At 63.6% G+C, this 14,613-nt stretch carries 15 protein-coding genes; 8 read left to right on the plus strand and 7 right to left on the minus strand.

Features of this window, described 5'->3' with window-relative positions; genetic code table 11:
• Nucleotides 1–43: 43 nt before the first annotated feature.
• The 4 genes from E8A46_RS21970 to E8A46_RS21985 form a co-directional block, all read right to left on the minus strand.
• Nucleotides 44–2,341, minus strand: a complete 2,298-nt coding sequence (locus E8A46_RS21970; protein ID WP_291565785.1) for a heavy metal translocating P-type ATPase — start codon at nucleotides 2,339–2,341, stop codon at nucleotides 44–46.
• Nucleotides 2,342–2,468: 127 nt separating this feature from the next.
• Nucleotides 2,469–3,203: an SDR family NAD(P)-dependent oxidoreductase gene (locus E8A46_RS21975; protein WP_291565787.1), complete on the minus strand. Its 735-nt coding sequence runs from the start codon at nucleotides 3,201–3,203 to the stop codon at nucleotides 2,469–2,471.
• Nucleotides 3,196–4,581, minus strand: coding sequence for a fatty acid--CoA ligase family protein (locus E8A46_RS21980; protein ID WP_291565789.1), 1,386 nt, complete (start codon nucleotides 4,579–4,581; stop codon nucleotides 3,196–3,198). The genes E8A46_RS21975 and E8A46_RS21980 overlap by 8 nt, the downstream gene beginning before the upstream one ends.
• Nucleotides 4,568–4,813: a phosphopantetheine-binding protein gene (locus E8A46_RS21985; protein ID WP_291565851.1), complete on the minus strand. Its 246-nt coding sequence runs from the start codon at nucleotides 4,811–4,813 to the stop codon at nucleotides 4,568–4,570. Before E8A46_RS21985 ends, E8A46_RS21980 begins: the two co-directional genes overlap by 14 nt.
• Before the next feature lie 102 nt (nucleotides 4,814–4,915).
• On the opposite strand from E8A46_RS21985, the gene E8A46_RS21990 reads away from it, so the two are divergent.
• The 3 genes from E8A46_RS21990 (at nucleotide 4,916) to E8A46_RS22000 (ending at nucleotide 7,731) form a co-directional block, all read left to right on the plus strand.
• Nucleotides 4,916–5,791 carry an acyl-CoA acyltransferase gene (locus E8A46_RS21990; RefSeq protein ID WP_291565791.1) on the plus strand — a complete coding sequence of 292 codons (876 nt, stop codon included), beginning with the start codon at nucleotides 4,916–4,918 and terminating at the stop codon, nucleotides 5,789–5,791.
• Between the two features lie 183 nt (nucleotides 5,792–5,974).
• Complete coding sequence (locus E8A46_RS21995) at nucleotides 5,975–6,523, plus strand: response regulator (RefSeq protein WP_291565792.1); 549 nt, start codon at nucleotides 5,975–5,977, stop codon at nucleotides 6,521–6,523.
• Nucleotides 6,520–7,731 (plus strand): histidine kinase dimerization/phosphoacceptor domain -containing protein, encoded by a 1,212-nt coding sequence (locus E8A46_RS22000; protein WP_291565794.1) that lies wholly within the window; start codon nucleotides 6,520–6,522, stop codon nucleotides 7,729–7,731. The genes E8A46_RS21995 and E8A46_RS22000 overlap by 4 nt, the downstream gene beginning before the upstream one ends.
• 246 nt (nucleotides 7,732–7,977) lie before the next feature.
• Here E8A46_RS22000 and E8A46_RS22005 read toward each other — a convergent pair whose 3' ends face one another.
• Nucleotides 7,978–9,795 (minus strand): long-chain-acyl-CoA synthetase, encoded by a 1,818-nt coding sequence (locus tag E8A46_RS22005; protein ID WP_291565796.1) that lies wholly within the window; start codon nucleotides 9,793–9,795, stop codon nucleotides 7,978–7,980.
• Nucleotides 9,796–9,955: 160 nt separating this feature from the next.
• Nucleotides 9,956–10,132 (minus strand): hypothetical protein, encoded by a 177-nt coding sequence (locus tag E8A46_RS22010; protein ID WP_291565799.1) that lies wholly within the window; start codon nucleotides 10,130–10,132, stop codon nucleotides 9,956–9,958.
• Between the two features lie 235 nt (nucleotides 10,133–10,367).
• On the opposite strand from E8A46_RS22010, the gene E8A46_RS22015 reads away from it, so the two are divergent.
• From E8A46_RS22015 to E8A46_RS22030, 4 genes are all read left to right on the plus strand, one after another.
• Nucleotides 10,368–11,351, plus strand: a complete 984-nt coding sequence (locus E8A46_RS22015) for a tripartite tricarboxylate transporter substrate binding protein (RefSeq protein ID WP_291565801.1) — start codon at nucleotides 10,368–10,370, stop codon at nucleotides 11,349–11,351.
• Between the two features lie 109 nt (nucleotides 11,352–11,460).
• On the plus strand, nucleotides 11,461–11,943 hold the full coding sequence (locus E8A46_RS22020) for a hypothetical protein (RefSeq protein ID WP_291565803.1): 483 nt from the start codon (nucleotides 11,461–11,463) through the stop codon (nucleotides 11,941–11,943).
• 149 nt (nucleotides 11,944–12,092) lie between these two features.
• Nucleotides 12,093–12,851 carry a CBS domain-containing protein gene (locus E8A46_RS22025; RefSeq protein WP_291565805.1) on the plus strand — a complete coding sequence of 253 codons (759 nt, stop codon included), beginning with the start codon at nucleotides 12,093–12,095 and terminating at the stop codon, nucleotides 12,849–12,851.
• A 37-nt stretch (nucleotides 12,852–12,888) separates the two neighbouring features.
• A complete protein-coding gene (locus tag E8A46_RS22030; RefSeq protein WP_291565807.1) occupies nucleotides 12,889–13,200 on the plus strand; it encodes a c-type cytochrome in 312 nt (103 codons plus the stop codon).
• A gap of 37 nt (nucleotides 13,201–13,237) precedes the next feature.
• Here the strand turns inward: E8A46_RS22030 and E8A46_RS22035 are convergent, their stop codons facing one another.
• Nucleotides 13,238–13,543 carry a DUF1476 domain-containing protein gene (locus E8A46_RS22035; RefSeq protein WP_291565809.1) on the minus strand — a complete coding sequence of 102 codons (306 nt, stop codon included), beginning with the start codon at nucleotides 13,541–13,543 and terminating at the stop codon, nucleotides 13,238–13,240.
• A gap of 177 nt (nucleotides 13,544–13,720) precedes the next feature.
• Between E8A46_RS22035 and E8A46_RS22040 the strand changes: the two genes are divergently transcribed.
• Nucleotides 13,721–14,554 (plus strand): universal stress protein, encoded by an 834-nt coding sequence (locus E8A46_RS22040; protein WP_291565810.1) that lies wholly within the window; start codon nucleotides 13,721–13,723, stop codon nucleotides 14,552–14,554.
• The last annotated feature ends 59 nt before the right edge of the window (nucleotides 14,555–14,613 follow it).

The raw sequence follows: 14,613 nt of genomic DNA on the forward strand, positions 1-14,613 counted from the left end.
GTTTTCTTTACGCGAACCGGGGCCCACTTCGCTGGAAAACGCTCTAAGCCGCCGTCCGCGCCGCCACCGCTTCATAAATGTCTTCCTCCTGCGCCGTGTGCATGCGCACCAGCGTCTCGATCGCCTCGATGATCCGCTGGGCGTCGCGAAGCAGATAGCGGTCGACCTTCTCCGCGGGCAAATCCTCGACCACGCGGGCAAGCAGGCGGGCGAGATGCAGGATCTCGCGGTGGGCCCGGCTCATCGCGGAAAGGCTGTGGCTCTCCCGCAGCATCCCGGCAAGCCGCGGATAGACACTCCCCTCATCGTCACGTTCATGCACGACCACCTGCTCCTGGACCACGAGGTTGGCCTCCGCGATCAGCGCGGCGCCGCTTTCCGGGCCGGCGTCGTCGAGCGCGTCGGCGATCGACCGCAGCCGATCGAGACCGCCGATCAGCGCCAGATGGTTGCGATGCAGTTCGCGGCCATCCGCGACTGCCATGCGCCTGCCGCCACGGCCACGGCCGGGTGCCAGCGCACGCAAAGCATTGAGAATCACGGCAACATCGATCACCTCCTGGACGATGGCCGCCGGCACCGGCAACAGCCAGCCGAGGGTCGCCGCCGCCATCGCCAGGATCGAAAGGCCCATTCCCGCGATGATGCTCTCGACCGCGATCCGCCGCGCGCGTTGCGCGATCACGATCGCCTCGCCGACGCGATCGAGACGATCGGCGAGGATCACCACGTCGGCGGCTTCCGACGAGGCGCTGGCACCGCGGGCGCCGAGCGCGATGCCGACATCGGCGGAGGCCAGCGCCGGTGCATCGTTGATGCCGTCGCCGACCATGATGGTCGGATGCAGCCGTTGCTCGGAACGCACGGCGTCGACCTTGTCGGAAGGCACCCGGTCGGCCAGCACCGCGTCGATGTCGAGCGCTGCGCCGATCGCGTTGGCGGCGGCGGCGCGGTCGCCGGTGACCATGACCATGCGGACAATGCCGGCCTCGCGCAGCAACCGGATGGCCCGCGGCGTATCGGAACGAAGCTCGTCGGCGAGCAGCAAGGCGCCGATCGGCCGTCCCTCGACCGCGACGAAAACGACAAGCGCCGAACGCCAGGACGCGCGGCGGATCGCCCGCGACGCCCATTCAGTCACGCGGGCACCGCCATAGATCATGTCACGGGATCCGGCGGCGACCCGCCGACCCTCGATCACGCCGTGCAGCCCCGAGCCCATGGATTCGCGTACCTGCTCGGGCACCTTGAGGCCAAGCCCACGCGCGATCCCGGCCTGGACGATGGCGGCGGCGAGAACGTGGTGCGACGCCTGCTCAAGCGAGGCGCCGAGCATCAACACTTCATCCGCCGACTCTCCCGGCGCCACTTCGACGGAAAGCAGCCGCGCGCCGCCGACCGTCAGCGTTCCGGTCTTGTCGAACAGCACGGTATGGGCGCGCGCCAGCGCTTCCAGCGGGCCGCCGCCCTTGACCAGGATGCCGCGCCGGGCCGCTTGCGCGACCCCGGCGATGAAGGCGACCGGTGCCGCCAGGATCAGCGGGCACGGCGTCGCCGCGACCAGCACCGCGAGGCTGCGGATCAGATCGCCCGAGATCAGCCAGGCGACGAAGGCCAACGCGAGCGTCACCGGCAGGAAGATCAGCGCGTAGCGATCGGCCAACCGCACAAACGGCGCTTTGGCGGTCTGCGCCGCGGTTACCATCCGCACGATGCCGGCATAGGTGCTTTCGCCGGCTGCCGCGGAGACCGTCAGTTCGAAGGTCTCGCCGGCATTCAGCGAACCGGAGAGGATGGCCGCGCCGCGCGCCTTGACCACCGGGATCGGCTCGCCCGTCAGGGCCGACTCGTCGACGGTGGCAGCGGTCGAGCCGACCACGCCGTCGACCGGAATGATTTCGCCGGCCCGCACCAGAAGCCGGTCGCCAACAGCGACGGCGGATATCGGCACCTCCTCGATATGATCGTCGATGCGACGATGCGCCTCGCGCGGCGCGCGATCGACCAGGGCGCGCAGGTCGTGCTCGGCGCGGGCAACCGCGATATCCTCGAGCACGTTACCGCCGGAATACATCAGCGCGACGACCGCGCCGGCAAGCGGCTGGCCGAGCGCCAGCGCCGCGCTCATCGAGACCAATGCGATCGCATCGACACCGAGCCGGCCCGCCAGAAAATCCCGGACGATCGAGACGGCAAGCCCGGCCACCACCGGTGCGGTCGCCAGCGTCCAGAACAGATCGGCGAGATCCGGCCGGTGAGCGAGGTGGGCGGCAATGCCGGCCGCCAAGCCCGTCACCGCGATCGCGACCAGTGCCCACCGCAGCACGCGTTCATATGGCATCGACCGACCTGTCCCGTGCTCATGCAATTTCGCGGCGTTTGTCGCCGAAAATGCGCATGTTGGGCTTGAGGGAAATCAAGCGCGGGCCGACGAAGCGCCGCGATCTGCGAGCGAGAATGAAATGCAATCAGGCGGTATTGCCGGCGTCGATGGTCAGCACGCTGCCGGTGATGTTGCGGCCGCCTTCGCCCAGCAGGTATTCCACCATGCGGGCGACATCGTCGGTCTCCGGCAACCGGCGCAAGGCGCTGCGGCCGGCGATCCGCTTGCGCTGGTCCTCCGAGAGGCTTTGGGTCAATTCGGTGTTCACAAAGCCGGGCGCGATCGCGTTTACGGTGATCCCGAGCTTGCCGACCTCGCGCGCCAGCGAGCGGGTAAAGCCTGTTGCGGCGGCCTTGGTCGCGCCGTAGACCGACAGGCCGTTATATCCAGTGGACGCGATGATCGAGGACATGTTGATGATGCGGCCGGCGCCGTCGGCCATCATGTGCCGCACCACATATTTTGTGAGAATGACGGGCGAAAGGACGTTGAGGCGCAACAGCGCCTCGATCTCGCTGTTGTGCATGGTCGCCAGCAGCCCTTCCGTGCCGATGCCGGCATTGTTGACGAGCCCGTAGATCGCGCCGAACTCGTCGCGCAGGCTCTTGACGAAAGCCGGAATGGCGTCGGTCTCGCCGAGATCGAACGCCCTGAAGTGAAGGCCGCCGATTCCTTGCTCCACGACGCTCCGGATCGCCTCGCGCAACTCGTCGCTTTCGCGCCGTGCCACCGCGATCACATTGTAGCCGGCGCCGGCTACCCTCCGCGCGATCGCGAGGCCGATACCGCGGCTTCCGCCGGTCACCAGAACATTATGCATCGTGTCGGGCCAGCTTTCCTGCCGTCGTGACGTCGAGCTCCGCCACGAACTTGATCATGGCGGGCACCTTGTGAGGCGCCAGAGAGGCCCGGCAATCGGCCAGAATCTTCTCGCGAAGATCGTCGCTGCGGCCGACGTCGCAACCCTCGGCCAGGATGACGTCGGCGACCACGATGGCCCCGGTGATCGGGCTGCGGCGCGATCGGGCGCGGGACATGCGCACCTCGGCATGCCGATTGATGACCGCTTCGATTTCCTCGGGATGAACCTTCAGCCCCCCGATATTGATGATACCGCCGCGCCTCCCGACAAAGTGGTAGCGGTTCCCGCGCAGCTCGACCATGTCGCCGGTGTCGACGAATCCATCGCTGTCGGTCAGGGCGGCCGCTTGCCGGCCGACATAGGCATGCGCGGCCCGCGTCGAGCGGATCCGCAGCGATCCATCCACGACTTTCATCTCGACGCCGTCGCGGCTCTCCCCGATCATCGCAGCCGGAAAGCCCTCAAGGCCATCGTTGACGGCAAAGCCGACGCCCGCCTCGGTCGAGGCATAGGCGTGACCGATCGAAGCTTCGGGAAACGCGCGGCGCAAACCGTCCAGCACCGCCTGATCGGCAATCTCGCCCGACAGGCGAACGTAACGTGGAGAAAAGCCCGAAGCCGCGCCGCTCATCAGAAGCTTGCGCCAGTGCGACGGCGTGCCCGATATGTGGGTGACCGCCTTGTCCCGCAGGCGCGCCACATGATCGGCGATCGGCTCTCCCGGCTCCGACAGCACCATCGATCCGCCGCCGACGACGGCGCGCAAAAATATCTGAAGGCCGCCGTAGCGCCTGATGTCATAGAAGGTCGCCCACACCGGCGGCGCGCCGCGGGCCGGACCGTCTGCGACAATCGCGCCGGTCAGTCCCTCGAGGCTGTGGTTGACGATCTTCGGAACGCCCGAAGTGCCTGATGTCAGCATCAACCATTCGGTCGGCCGTTCGGTTCTTGCCCGCGCGGCCGTGCGCACGGGCGCGCGAGCCGCCACCACCAGATACACATCGGCGTCGGTCCAGCGCGCCGGTTCGTCGGTCACGATGGCATCGATTTCCGCATCTTCGATCAGGGTCTTGACGTGATCGGCCCTGAGATCCGGTGGACACAGCAGCATTCGCCGGGCCACGCCGTCGATCTCGATCATCGCGAGGGCGGATAGCAATTGATCCGCGACAGCAAGCAGCACCGAGCGCCCCGAGAGCTGGCGTGGACGGCCTACCAGGCAGGTTTCGCCGGTAATATCCGTCAGCGACACGACTCGCCGCGCGTCCGAGAGGGTGCGGCCCTTCAGGCTCGGATCAAGATAGTCACGCAGCACGAAGATTTCACGCGGGGACATTTTCGTAGGCCCTGATGAAGTCGCCTATCGTGAGAGGGAAGCTTGCATCCTCCGATATGGTAAACGGATCGATGCCAAGATCATCTTCAAGCCGCGCGACCAGGATGGCGAAACCAAGCGAATCGAAACCCGTCTCGTGCAGAGACAGGGCATCATCGAGCGGCGGCAGGTTGACCTGCTGCTCGACGGCGATCTGCTGTATCGCTGAAATAATCCTTAACCTTACCGACATGGATTGCTTAGCCTTCTCATTAAATTGTGAGAGGCCATGATAGAGCGCAAATGTGAAATAAAACCCTCTTTTCCGCGATCTTTTACGTCCTTGGTAAACATCATGCTCGCCGTCAAACCGCATTTTCGCGAAATACTGGAGAGCGATCTTGACGCGATCGGCGAGCTGCTGACCAGGGGCTTCGTGCACCGCAGCCGCGAATACTGGATGCGTGGCCTCCATTATCAGGGTGCGCGGGCTCTGCCCCCGGGCGCGCCGCGCTACGGTTACCTGCTGGAGCATCAGGGCGTGCCGGTCGGCTGCCTGCTGTTGATCTATTCGAGCAAGATCATCGACGGTGAAGCCACAGCGTGCTGCAACGTGTCGAGCTGGTATGTCGATCCGGCATTCCGCAACTATGCGGCGCTGTTTGCGTCGATGACCCAAAAACGCAAGGAGGTCACCTATTTCAACGTCACGCCGGCGGTGGCGACGTGGCCGATCCTCGAGGCACAGGGCTTTGTGCCCTATTGCCGCGGCCTCTATTTCTCGGTTCCGGCTCTCACGCGAGGCGGGCGCGGCATCACGGTCGAAACCGTCACGCAGGACACGACCTTCGTCGCGGGCCTGGCGGATGCGGAGCTGGCGATGCTCAAGCGCCACGCCGAATATGGCTGCCTCAGTCTGGTATGCAGCACCGCCGACGAAGCCCTTCCCTTCATTTTTTTCTCGCTGCGAAAGCGCCGCGGGATCATCCCCCTGCCCGCCATGCAGCTCGGTTATTGCCGCAGCACCGCCGACTACGTCAAATGCGCAGGCGCGATCGGGCGCCATCTGCTGTGGCGGGGAAAGCCGATCGTCATCGTCGACGCCAACGGCGCGGTGGCAGGCTTGCCCGGCGTCTACAGCGAGGCGCGCGGCCGCAAATATTTCAAGGGCCCGCACCGACCCCGGCTCGGCGATCTGGCCGACACCGAACTCGCCATTTACGGCATGTGACCGCTGGCCCTGCCTCGGTGCGATCAAGACCGCCTGCTTCATTGTGATCAATATTGCTCACTCGACAGCACAGCCGGACATGCTCCGCTGAAGCAGACATGGCGTCGGGGAACCATTCACAGGGCAGTTGATTGGATTGGTGCAGCCGCGGTCTCGTGCGCTCCACCCCCAAATTCAGAAGTTTTGGTTTGGCGCCCGTGCGACGACCGGCACGTGGACTGCTGCGTAAAGAAAGATCGGATTTTCTCTTCACAAGCCGCCGCTCCGATTTCAATCGGGCCGCAGGCTGGAGGGCAAAGCGTGCTCAAGGTCTTGATTGTTGAAGACGATCTCATGCTGGCGGATTTCGCGGAGGAGATCCTCGTCGAACACGGTTACGAGATAAGCGGCATCGCCCGCACCGTCGCCGAAGCCGTCGCGCTCGCACGGCATTCCGAACCTGACCTTGTCATGCTCGATCTAAGGCTGGCCGACGGCGGGCTCGGAACCGACGTCGCAGTTCAACTGGCAGCCCGTGACAGGCCCGGTATCCTTTACGTCACCGGCAACATGTCACAGGTCGCTCTGATCCACGGCGACGCCTGCCTTGCCAAACCCTATCGCTCCGCCGATCTGCTGCGCGGCCTCGCAATCGTTGCCGAGATCGTCGCCACCGGCAAAGCGCGGCCTCCGTTTCCTCAAGGGTTCCAAGTGCTGAACCCGGCGGCAGCGAGCCAGGCGGCCCTCTCATGAAGAACAACGGCACAAACGCCACACAGGTCCGCAAGCTTCTTCGCCAGCAGGCCGCGGTTGCCCACTTCGGCAGCTTTGCCCTTCGCGAGAACGACGTATTGAAAGTCCTGACGGAAGCGGCGCGAGTCTGTGCCGAATGCCTCAGCGTGCCGTTTTCCAAGGTGTGCCACTACCGCGAAAGGGAGAACGATCTCCTCATTGAGGCCGGCTACGGCTGGCACGCTGGCGTCATTGGAAATGTCGTCTCGCGCGCCGACGTCACCTCGCCGCAGGGGCGCGCCTTTATTACCGGCAAACCATCGATCTGCAACGATTTGCGCAATGACAACGACTTCGAGCTGCCGCCTTTCTATGCCGAGCACGGCATCGTCTCGACCATCGACGTCATCATCAAGGGCAGCGACGAACAGCCTTACGGCGTGCTCGAGATCGATAATAACGAACAACATGATTACGATCAGCACGACGTCGATTTTCTGACGGGCTTTGCCAATGTCCTAGCGGAGGCTGTCGCGACATCCGCGCGAACGCGCCTCCTGCAGCACACCATCGACCGGATGAAGGTCCTTGTTCAGGAGAAGGATCGGTTGCTGGAGCAGAAGAAGGTGCTGGCCGAGGAGCTGCAGCACCGGGTACGGAACAATCTGCAACTGGTTTACGGGATGCTGAGCAAGCAATTGGACGACACGCCGGACACGCTCGGGCAACGCGGCATCAAGGCGATCTCGCGCCGGGTTTCGACCCTGGCGCAGGTGTATGACCATCTGCTCGGAAACGAGATGACGCGAACGACCGATTTCGGCAGCTACGTAAAGTCACTCTGCGTCAATCTCGCGGAAATTCAGGCGGCGCCGATCGGTAGCGTCACGCTTGCTTGCGAGAGCGATGCGATCGCCCTCGATCTCGATGTGGTGACCGCGCTTGGCATCGTCGTCGCCGAGGTGGTCACCAACAGTTATGACCACGCTTTCCCCGGCGGCAAAGGCTCAATTGTCGTGTCGGTCCGCCGCGCCGAGGGCGATAACGCGACCATAACCATCAGTGACGACGGCACGGGCTTCATCGCCAAAGCCGAAAGCAAGCGGCATGGACTGGGATTGGTGCGGCGACTTGTCCAACAGGTGCGCGGAAGCGCCATCGTCGACTCCGGTCATGGCACGGTTTGGACCATCAAGATTCCGGTCGAACGCATCGCATTTTCCGTCTAATCCGAGCCGCCCGCGGCCAAGACGATCAAACAGGGCTCGCTACTTCAGAAATTGGGCAACGATGAAAATCACGCCTCCGCCGCCAAGCTGCAGCCATTTTCAAACCACCGAGCTGCCGTGCCCCACATGCGACAGGTGGATGAAGTTGACTCTGATAGAACCGAGCGGTCCTAACATCGACTTGCGCACCTATGAATGCATTGCGTGCGACTCAGGCGCCAGCTTTCTGATAGCCATATAGGCGCCTTACAACCGGATCGCTGCTTCCGATATCCGCGCATAACAGGCAGCATCGATCGGAACAAAAGCGCCGGACTTGGGATCTCTGAAGAACAGCGGATCCGCGATGCGGCCTGGGTCGAACCCGGCGCGGATCAGGTCCTGCTTTTTTTGCTTGAAGGTTTCGGTGCTGTCGAGTGCCGTGCAAAGACGGACGAAAACCGGGCAGGCATAGGCCGGCAGCCGGCGCGCGAGATGATCCCTGAATTTCCCGAAATCAAAGCGGTCGTCGGTCACGATCGCAACCATTCCGGCGCGGCCATCGGCGCCCGGGACGGTGACGCCGTAGGTGGTGGCGTCGACCACGCCCGGGCAATCGGCGACCGCCTCGTTCACTTCGGAGGTCGCGACGTTCTCGCCTTTCCAGCGGAAAGTATCGCCGATCCGGTCGACGAAATGGAAAAAGCCGGCGTCGTCGAGCGTCATCAGGTCGCCGGTGCGAAACCAGGCGTCGCCTTTGGCGAGCACGTCGCGCAGCACTTTCTTTTCGGTTTCGGCCGCGTTGGTGTAACCCTCGAAACGGCCGCCACCGTCATCGGCGCTTCCGATCCGCCCGATGGCTTCGCCGACCTCGCCGCGGGCGCAAGCGACACACAGACCGTCCGCGGAGCGCACGGGAACGCCAAGCTCGGCATCGACCCGAACGATCGCCGCCGGAAAGCGATGCGCCAGCAACGGCGGAATCCGGCCAATCGCGCCCGGCTTGCCTTCCACATTGTAGAGCGAGAAATTGCCTTCGGTCGCCGCGTAGAATTCAAGTATTTGCGGAATCGAAAACCGCGACTGAAAGGCTTCCCAGATATCGCCGCGCAGACCGTTGCCGCAGGCGAGTCGAAGCCGATGCCGGGTCTCGAATTCGGACACAGGCGCTTTCAGAAAATACCGGCAAAGCTCGCCGATATACTGGAACAGGGTGCAATCCCAGCGTACGATATCGCGCCAAAAGGCTCCGGCCGAGAATTTGTCCGATAGCACCACCGATGCTCCCGCGGTCAGCATGCTGCATGGCGCGACCACGCCGCCGACGCTGTGAAACAGCGGCAGGCAATCGAACAACCGGTCTTCGGGCGAGGCGCCGGTCAATCCGGCAAACCAGCCGCCCCAGTTCAGGATGCGCCGGTGACTGACGCTGGCGGCCTTCGGCAGGCCGGTCGTCCCCGACGTGTAGATCAACAGCGCCCGATCGTTGATGGTGACCCCACCTCGCTCGGCTGGCGTCAGGGGACTGCCGTCCAGTCGATCCAGAGCCGCATCAATGCCTGCTTCGCTCGCGATACCGCCGTGCAGCCAGATTTTCGGCGCCCGCTTCAAATCAGGCCGTGCCGTCTCAAATACCGTTGCGAGATCATGGCCGAGAATGATGTGGTCCGCGGCCGCGACGTTGATGCAGTGCGACAGCGACGACCCTACCAGTTTGGTATTGATGAGCGCCGCGACACCGCCGACCTTGGTGATGCCGAGCCAGGCGGCGATGTAGTCCGGACGGCCCGGCATGAACAGGCAAACGGTATCGCCGGCGCCGATCCCTGCGGCCAATGCCCAGCGGGCATAGCGGTTCACCCGGTCGGCCAGCGTCCGGTAGCTGAACGTCTCAATGTCCGATATCAGGCCGGGCCGCTCCGGCTGTCGAGCCGCCCAATCCTCGACAACGTCCGCGAACAATCGATCGGGGTTGGCCTCGATGCGGGAGGTGAGCTCAATGGCCTTCAGCCAGCTCTTGGCGGCCGACGGTTTGCCCCGCGGCCGCGGGCTGCCTGTCGGTTGCTCAATGACGCCTGCGTTCATGGCCGAATACTTGTTGATCGGGCGCAATGTATAACCCGCGTCGGCCTGACCAGGCGTTAATCGGCACGGTTAAAGGTGGCGTCGCGGTTGTCAGCCCGCAGGAACGGAAAACCCCTCCGTTCGATGGCGGATGGGTTCGTCGACGATTTTCCGCCGAGGACTAGTTGGCGTGGACGACCAGCTTCTCTTCCGCGAAAAACTGCAGCGCGCCATAGCCTTCCATATCGACGGCATAGCGAAAATTGCCGTCCGTGGTTGGAAACACGGCGATGATGACGCCGCCTTCATGGTCGTCGGCAGCTTTATCGACCCTCTCGCCAATCGCAAATTTGGACATCGCGAACTCCTTCTGGAATCGTTGATGCGATTATCCGCCCAAATTGGTTAACGTATCTTAAGCAAGGCGGCGCCGGGTCAGCTGCCCGTTTCAGCGCCATCGATCGGCTCAAACTGCGCCATCTGCGGCCATAAGCCCTTATGGACGCGCATGAATTTTACCGCGATGATGGCACGCCGTGCGGGCCAACCGGATTCCAGCGATGTCTGCCGATCCCCATTATCGAGAGGCCGCCATGATCGGCAGGCGAGCCTTGCTGCGTTCCGTGGCCCAGGCCGGGGTGGTGTGGCTCGGCATCGGACCGCTGGCGTCGGCGCGGGCCGACTCCTATCCGTCGCATCCCGTGCGATGGGTGGTCCCCTACACCGCAGGCGGCGCCACCGATGTGCTTTCCCGCTTGATCTGCCAGCGCCTGTCCGAGCGGATGGGCCAGCCGTTCATTGTTGAAAACAAGCCGGGCGCCGGCAGCAATATCGGCACCCAGGCCGTCATCAGTTCGCCGCCGGACGGATATACTTTGTTGCTGACGAGCACCGCCAACGCCATCAACGCCTCGTTCGATCCCTCGCTGCCCTATGATTTCGCCAAGGACATCGTGCCGGTCGCGGGCGTCGCCCGCATTCCGCTGGTGCTGGTGGTCAACAACGACCTGCCCGTCCGCAGCGTCGCGGAATTTATCGCCTACGCCAAAGCCAATCCGGGCAAACTCAGCATTGCTTCATCGGGTATCGGCACCTCGCTTCATCTGTCCGGCGAATTGTTCAAGGCGATGGCCGGGATCGAGTTCGTTCACGTGCCCTATCGCGGCTCGGCGCCGGGCCTGTCCGACGTCATGGCCGGCCAGATCCAGGGCATGTTCGACAATGTGACATCCTCATTCGAACTGGTGCGGTCGGCAAAGCTACGTGCGCTCGGCGTGACCACGAAGGAGCGATCGGAAACGCTGCCGGAGGTGCCGCCGATCGGAGACACGCTCGCCGGGTTCGAAACCAGTTCATTCTACGGCGTCGGCGCCCCGCGCGGCACGCCGCAGCAAATCGTCGATCTCCTGAACAGGGAAATCAACGCGGCGCTCGCCGATCCCGTCATCCAGCAGCGGCTCGGCGAGCTCGGCGCCGTTCCGATCGCCGGCAATGCCAGCCAGTTCGGCGCGATGCTCGCCGTCGAAACCGAGCGCTGGCGCAAAGTCGTGGAACTATCCGGGCAAAAGAAGGAATGAGGCCGGGCGGGATTGGCTTCCGGGTGATCGCACGCCCGAACCGGACAGATCTTCCCCTCCGCTTGATCTTGGTCAACAATCGGCCAGGTTGGTTTGGTACCCAGATCACATGATCAAACACAGCGACCCATGGCATACCCGCTCCGCCTTCAGCAGGTGGGCGCACGTCCTTGAACGGATCGGGCTCGCTTTGACCGGAGCCTCATGCGGCCTGTTCGTTGCCGCGCATGTCGGAAGAGCCGACATCGACCTGATCGGTTCAGCTGCGGCCGTGTTCGCCATGATGCTCTACGGAGCCGCCGGCTTCTATCTCGGAATCGATCTGCCCCAGGCCCCGGCCGATCACCGCATGCACCTGCCGCTGCAGCACGGGCTGGGCAGCAGGGCGGACATCGTGGAGTTACTGAGCGCGGCCGGCACTTTCCTCGCCGCAGTGGCGGCGGTGGTGTCCGTCTCCAGCATCGTTCTCGACGAAACCGCGCGCGCCGGCACGGCTCTCCTGATCTCTCTCAGCTGGGCGATCGGCGCCACCATGCAGATCGCCGCCGGTATCATCGCGCGGGTGAAGGCCGAGGCTTCCGACAAATTATAGCGGTCGTCGGCGGACGGGTCCGAAAGGCAAACGGCACCTGCTCGGAATTCCCTGGCGAGATAGCCGTGGTTGACCCTGATCAAGCCTTCAGCGTCCGTTTCCAACTAGCCTGACCCCGCATTTTCGAAGAACGGGCTTGGAGGCCACCGATGCGCGTGAACCAGATCATGACCCCGGAGGTGATTACGGTCGGCGCCGATACCACGATCCTGGAAGCCGCCAACACGATGCTGCGGCATCACATCGGCGCCCTGCCCGTGGTTGACGCGGCAGGCCGGCTGATCGGCATCATTTCGGAAGGTGATTTCATCCGTCGAGCGGAGATCGGGACCCAGCATAAGCGCGGCCGATGGCTGACCTTCCTGGCCGGCGCGGATCGAATCGCGACCGAGTTTGCCCATGAGCGCGGCCGCAAGGTCGGCGAGGTCATGACGCCGGATCCCCGTACCGTGGCCGAGGACACGCCGCTCGATCGGATCGTGCAGATCATGCAATCAAGCCGCGTCAAGCGCCTTCCCGTCATGCGCGGCGAGCGGATGGTCGGCATCGTCACCCGTTCGGACTTTCTTGCCGCGGTCGCCGGCCTTGCCCGCAGCATTCCGGATCCATCCGCAGCCGATGACCGAATTCGCAGTGACGTCATGGCCGCCATCGGGCAGGCTCCGTGGCGGCCGTGCCGACTTAACGTTATTGTCCACGATGGAATCGTGAACCTCAGCGGCGTGGTCAAGAAAGAGAGCGCCCGTAAAGCCTCGATCGTCGCCGCCGAAAATGTCGCCGGCGTCAAGGAAGTCCGGGATCACCTGTGCACTGTGCCCAGCTGCCCGCCTCCGGAGGAGGATTTGGGCGGGGGCGACTTCGTTTCACTGCAGGAGGAGCCTTCGACCGTGGATGATGAACCGCTTTGAGAGACGGTCAGCGATGGCACGGAACCAGGGAAATCAGATGCGCATGTTGGCAACACAGCTTTCTGCCGCGCTGACGCTGCTCGGCGGAACTGGCGCCGCCCTCGCGCAGGATGTCGAAAACGGCCGGCGGCTATCGGCGCGCTGGTGTTCGGAGTGTCATGCTATCGAGCCGGTTCAGGGCAAGGGCGGCCGAACGATTTCCTTCGCAGCCATTGCAGGCAGACAAGACATCACCTCCGATATGATTACCTCGTTTCTGCTCATGCCGCATGCCACCATGCCCAACCCGCCGCTGAGCCGCAAAGACGCACGGGATATCGCCGCCTACATGATGGAAATGAAAAAGTAGCAGCAGACATCCTGTGCCAATCAACAAGGCGGAATCGTCAATCGGGAGCGCGTTGCGCGGTAGCAAAAAGCGCATCGCGCTTTTCGCGAATTTGCTTTGCATCGACGCCACAACCGGACAGATCGAGGACGAGCTTGTTGAAGGCCGCCTCCGGCGTCCCGCCGATGTCGGCGTCGATCAGCGACCGCGCGTAGTCTTCCGCGGCCTTCCCCGTCTCGCCAAGCTTGTCGGCGGCCCATAGTCCCAGCATTCGCAAGGCATGCGCCCGCACCTTGAAGGCATTCTCTTCGTCATGTGCGAATTTCGCCTCGAAGGCTTCTTCTCTGCGGTCAAAGCTCGTCATTTATGTCCCCGTCCGGTTCATGTCATCATCCATCGACGCCGAAAGATGCGAGATCATTGATGACCGCGGGCCAGTTCGGTTTGAGGTGGATCAAATCGCGCCGGCATTCTTGCCCAATAATAGCAATCAAGCGACCGCAGCCCGCGGCGCCATCCAGAACAGGCGTAGAGAGCGGCCATGCTGAAAAATCTCCTGGTCCACATCCCTTCGGAACGTCAGGTCCGTCCGGTCATCGACAGCGCGATCTCGCTGGCAGTGAACTGTTCAGCGCATCTCGACGCGGTATCGATCGGCTTTGAAAGCGCAAATATAGGTCTCGCCGTCGACGGCGCCGCCGCGGTGGCAGCCGTGTTCGATCTCGAACGTGAGCGTGCATTGGCGCGCGCCAATGCCGCGATCGCGGTGTTCGAAACCGAAGCGCGCAATGCCGGGATCGCCTATCGCTGCCAGGCGCTCACCGCGGTCCCCGTCGAAGCCTTCGCAACCCTCGGCGCCATGGCGCGGCTTTATGACTTGAGCATCGTCCTGCAGCCGGATCCCGATCACACCACCTCCGACAACACGATGCCGCAGGAAATCCTGTTCATGTCCGGCGGACCGGTGCTGTTCATTCCCTATACCCACAAGGGTACGTTTCAGCCCCGGCACATCGCCATCGCCTGGGATGGCAGCCGCCTGGCGGCGCGCGCCCTTCGTGACGCCGCGCCATTTCTGGCCCATGCGGCCACCATCACCATCATCAGCGTCAACGAGGCGCAAAACCCGCCGGAAGCCAGCGCGGCTGATCTGGTGACGCATCTGGCGAGGCGCGGGCTGACCGCGCGTGTCGAGAGCATGAGCATGGACAATGCAGGGATTCAGCCGGCCATCCTGTCGATTGCGGCCGATGCCGACATCGACCTCATCGTGATGGGCGGCTATGGGCATTCGCGACTGCAGGAGCGAATCCTGGGCGGCGTTAGCCGCGGCATGCTGCAGTCCATGACGGTGCCGACACTGATGTCGCACTGACGGCGGGCCACTGTCCGGCGGCGGGCGGGTTCCGCCGGCGGAACAGGTCGGCTTTCATT

Source organism: Bradyrhizobium sp. (assembly GCF_004799445.1).
Classification (GTDB): domain Bacteria; phylum Pseudomonadota; class Alphaproteobacteria; order Rhizobiales; family Xanthobacteraceae; genus Bradyrhizobium.

Excerpts from the sequence above, each read along its gene's own strand:
- E8A46_RS21970 (WP_291565785.1), bottom strand. The coding sequence starts at position 2,341 with ATGCCATATGAACGCGTGCTGCGGTGGGCACTGGTCGCGATCGCGGTG.
- E8A46_RS21975 (WP_291565787.1), bottom strand. The coding sequence starts at position 3,203 with ATGCATAATGTTCTGGTGACCGGCGGAAGCCGCGGTATCGGCCTCGCG.
- E8A46_RS21980 (WP_291565789.1), bottom strand. The coding sequence starts at position 4,581 with ATGTCCCCGCGTGAAATCTTCGTGCTGCGTGACTATCTTGATCCGAGC.
- E8A46_RS21985 (WP_291565851.1), bottom strand. The coding sequence starts at position 4,813 with ATGTCGGTAAGGTTAAGGATTATTTCAGCGATACAGCAGATCGCCGTC.
- E8A46_RS21990 (WP_291565791.1), top strand. The coding sequence starts at position 4,916 with ATGCTCGCCGTCAAACCGCATTTTCGCGAAATACTGGAGAGCGATCTT.
- E8A46_RS22000 (WP_291565794.1), top strand. The coding sequence starts at position 6,520 with ATGAAGAACAACGGCACAAACGCCACACAGGTCCGCAAGCTTCTTCGC.
- E8A46_RS22005 (WP_291565796.1), bottom strand. The coding sequence starts at position 9,795 with ATGAACGCAGGCGTCATTGAGCAACCGACAGGCAGCCCGCGGCCGCGG.
- E8A46_RS22010 (WP_291565799.1), bottom strand. The coding sequence starts at position 10,132 with ATGTCCAAATTTGCGATTGGCGAGAGGGTCGATAAAGCTGCCGACGAC.
- E8A46_RS22015 (WP_291565801.1), top strand. The coding sequence starts at position 10,368 with ATGATCGGCAGGCGAGCCTTGCTGCGTTCCGTGGCCCAGGCCGGGGTG.
- E8A46_RS22020 (WP_291565803.1), top strand. The coding sequence starts at position 11,461 with ATGATCAAACACAGCGACCCATGGCATACCCGCTCCGCCTTCAGCAGG.
- E8A46_RS22025 (WP_291565805.1), top strand. The coding sequence starts at position 12,093 with ATGCGCGTGAACCAGATCATGACCCCGGAGGTGATTACGGTCGGCGCC.
- E8A46_RS22030 (WP_291565807.1), top strand. The coding sequence starts at position 12,889 with ATGCGCATGTTGGCAACACAGCTTTCTGCCGCGCTGACGCTGCTCGGC.
- E8A46_RS22035 (WP_291565809.1), bottom strand. The coding sequence starts at position 13,543 with ATGACGAGCTTTGACCGCAGAGAAGAAGCCTTCGAGGCGAAATTCGCA.
- E8A46_RS22040 (WP_291565810.1), top strand. The coding sequence starts at position 13,721 with ATGCTGAAAAATCTCCTGGTCCACATCCCTTCGGAACGTCAGGTCCGT.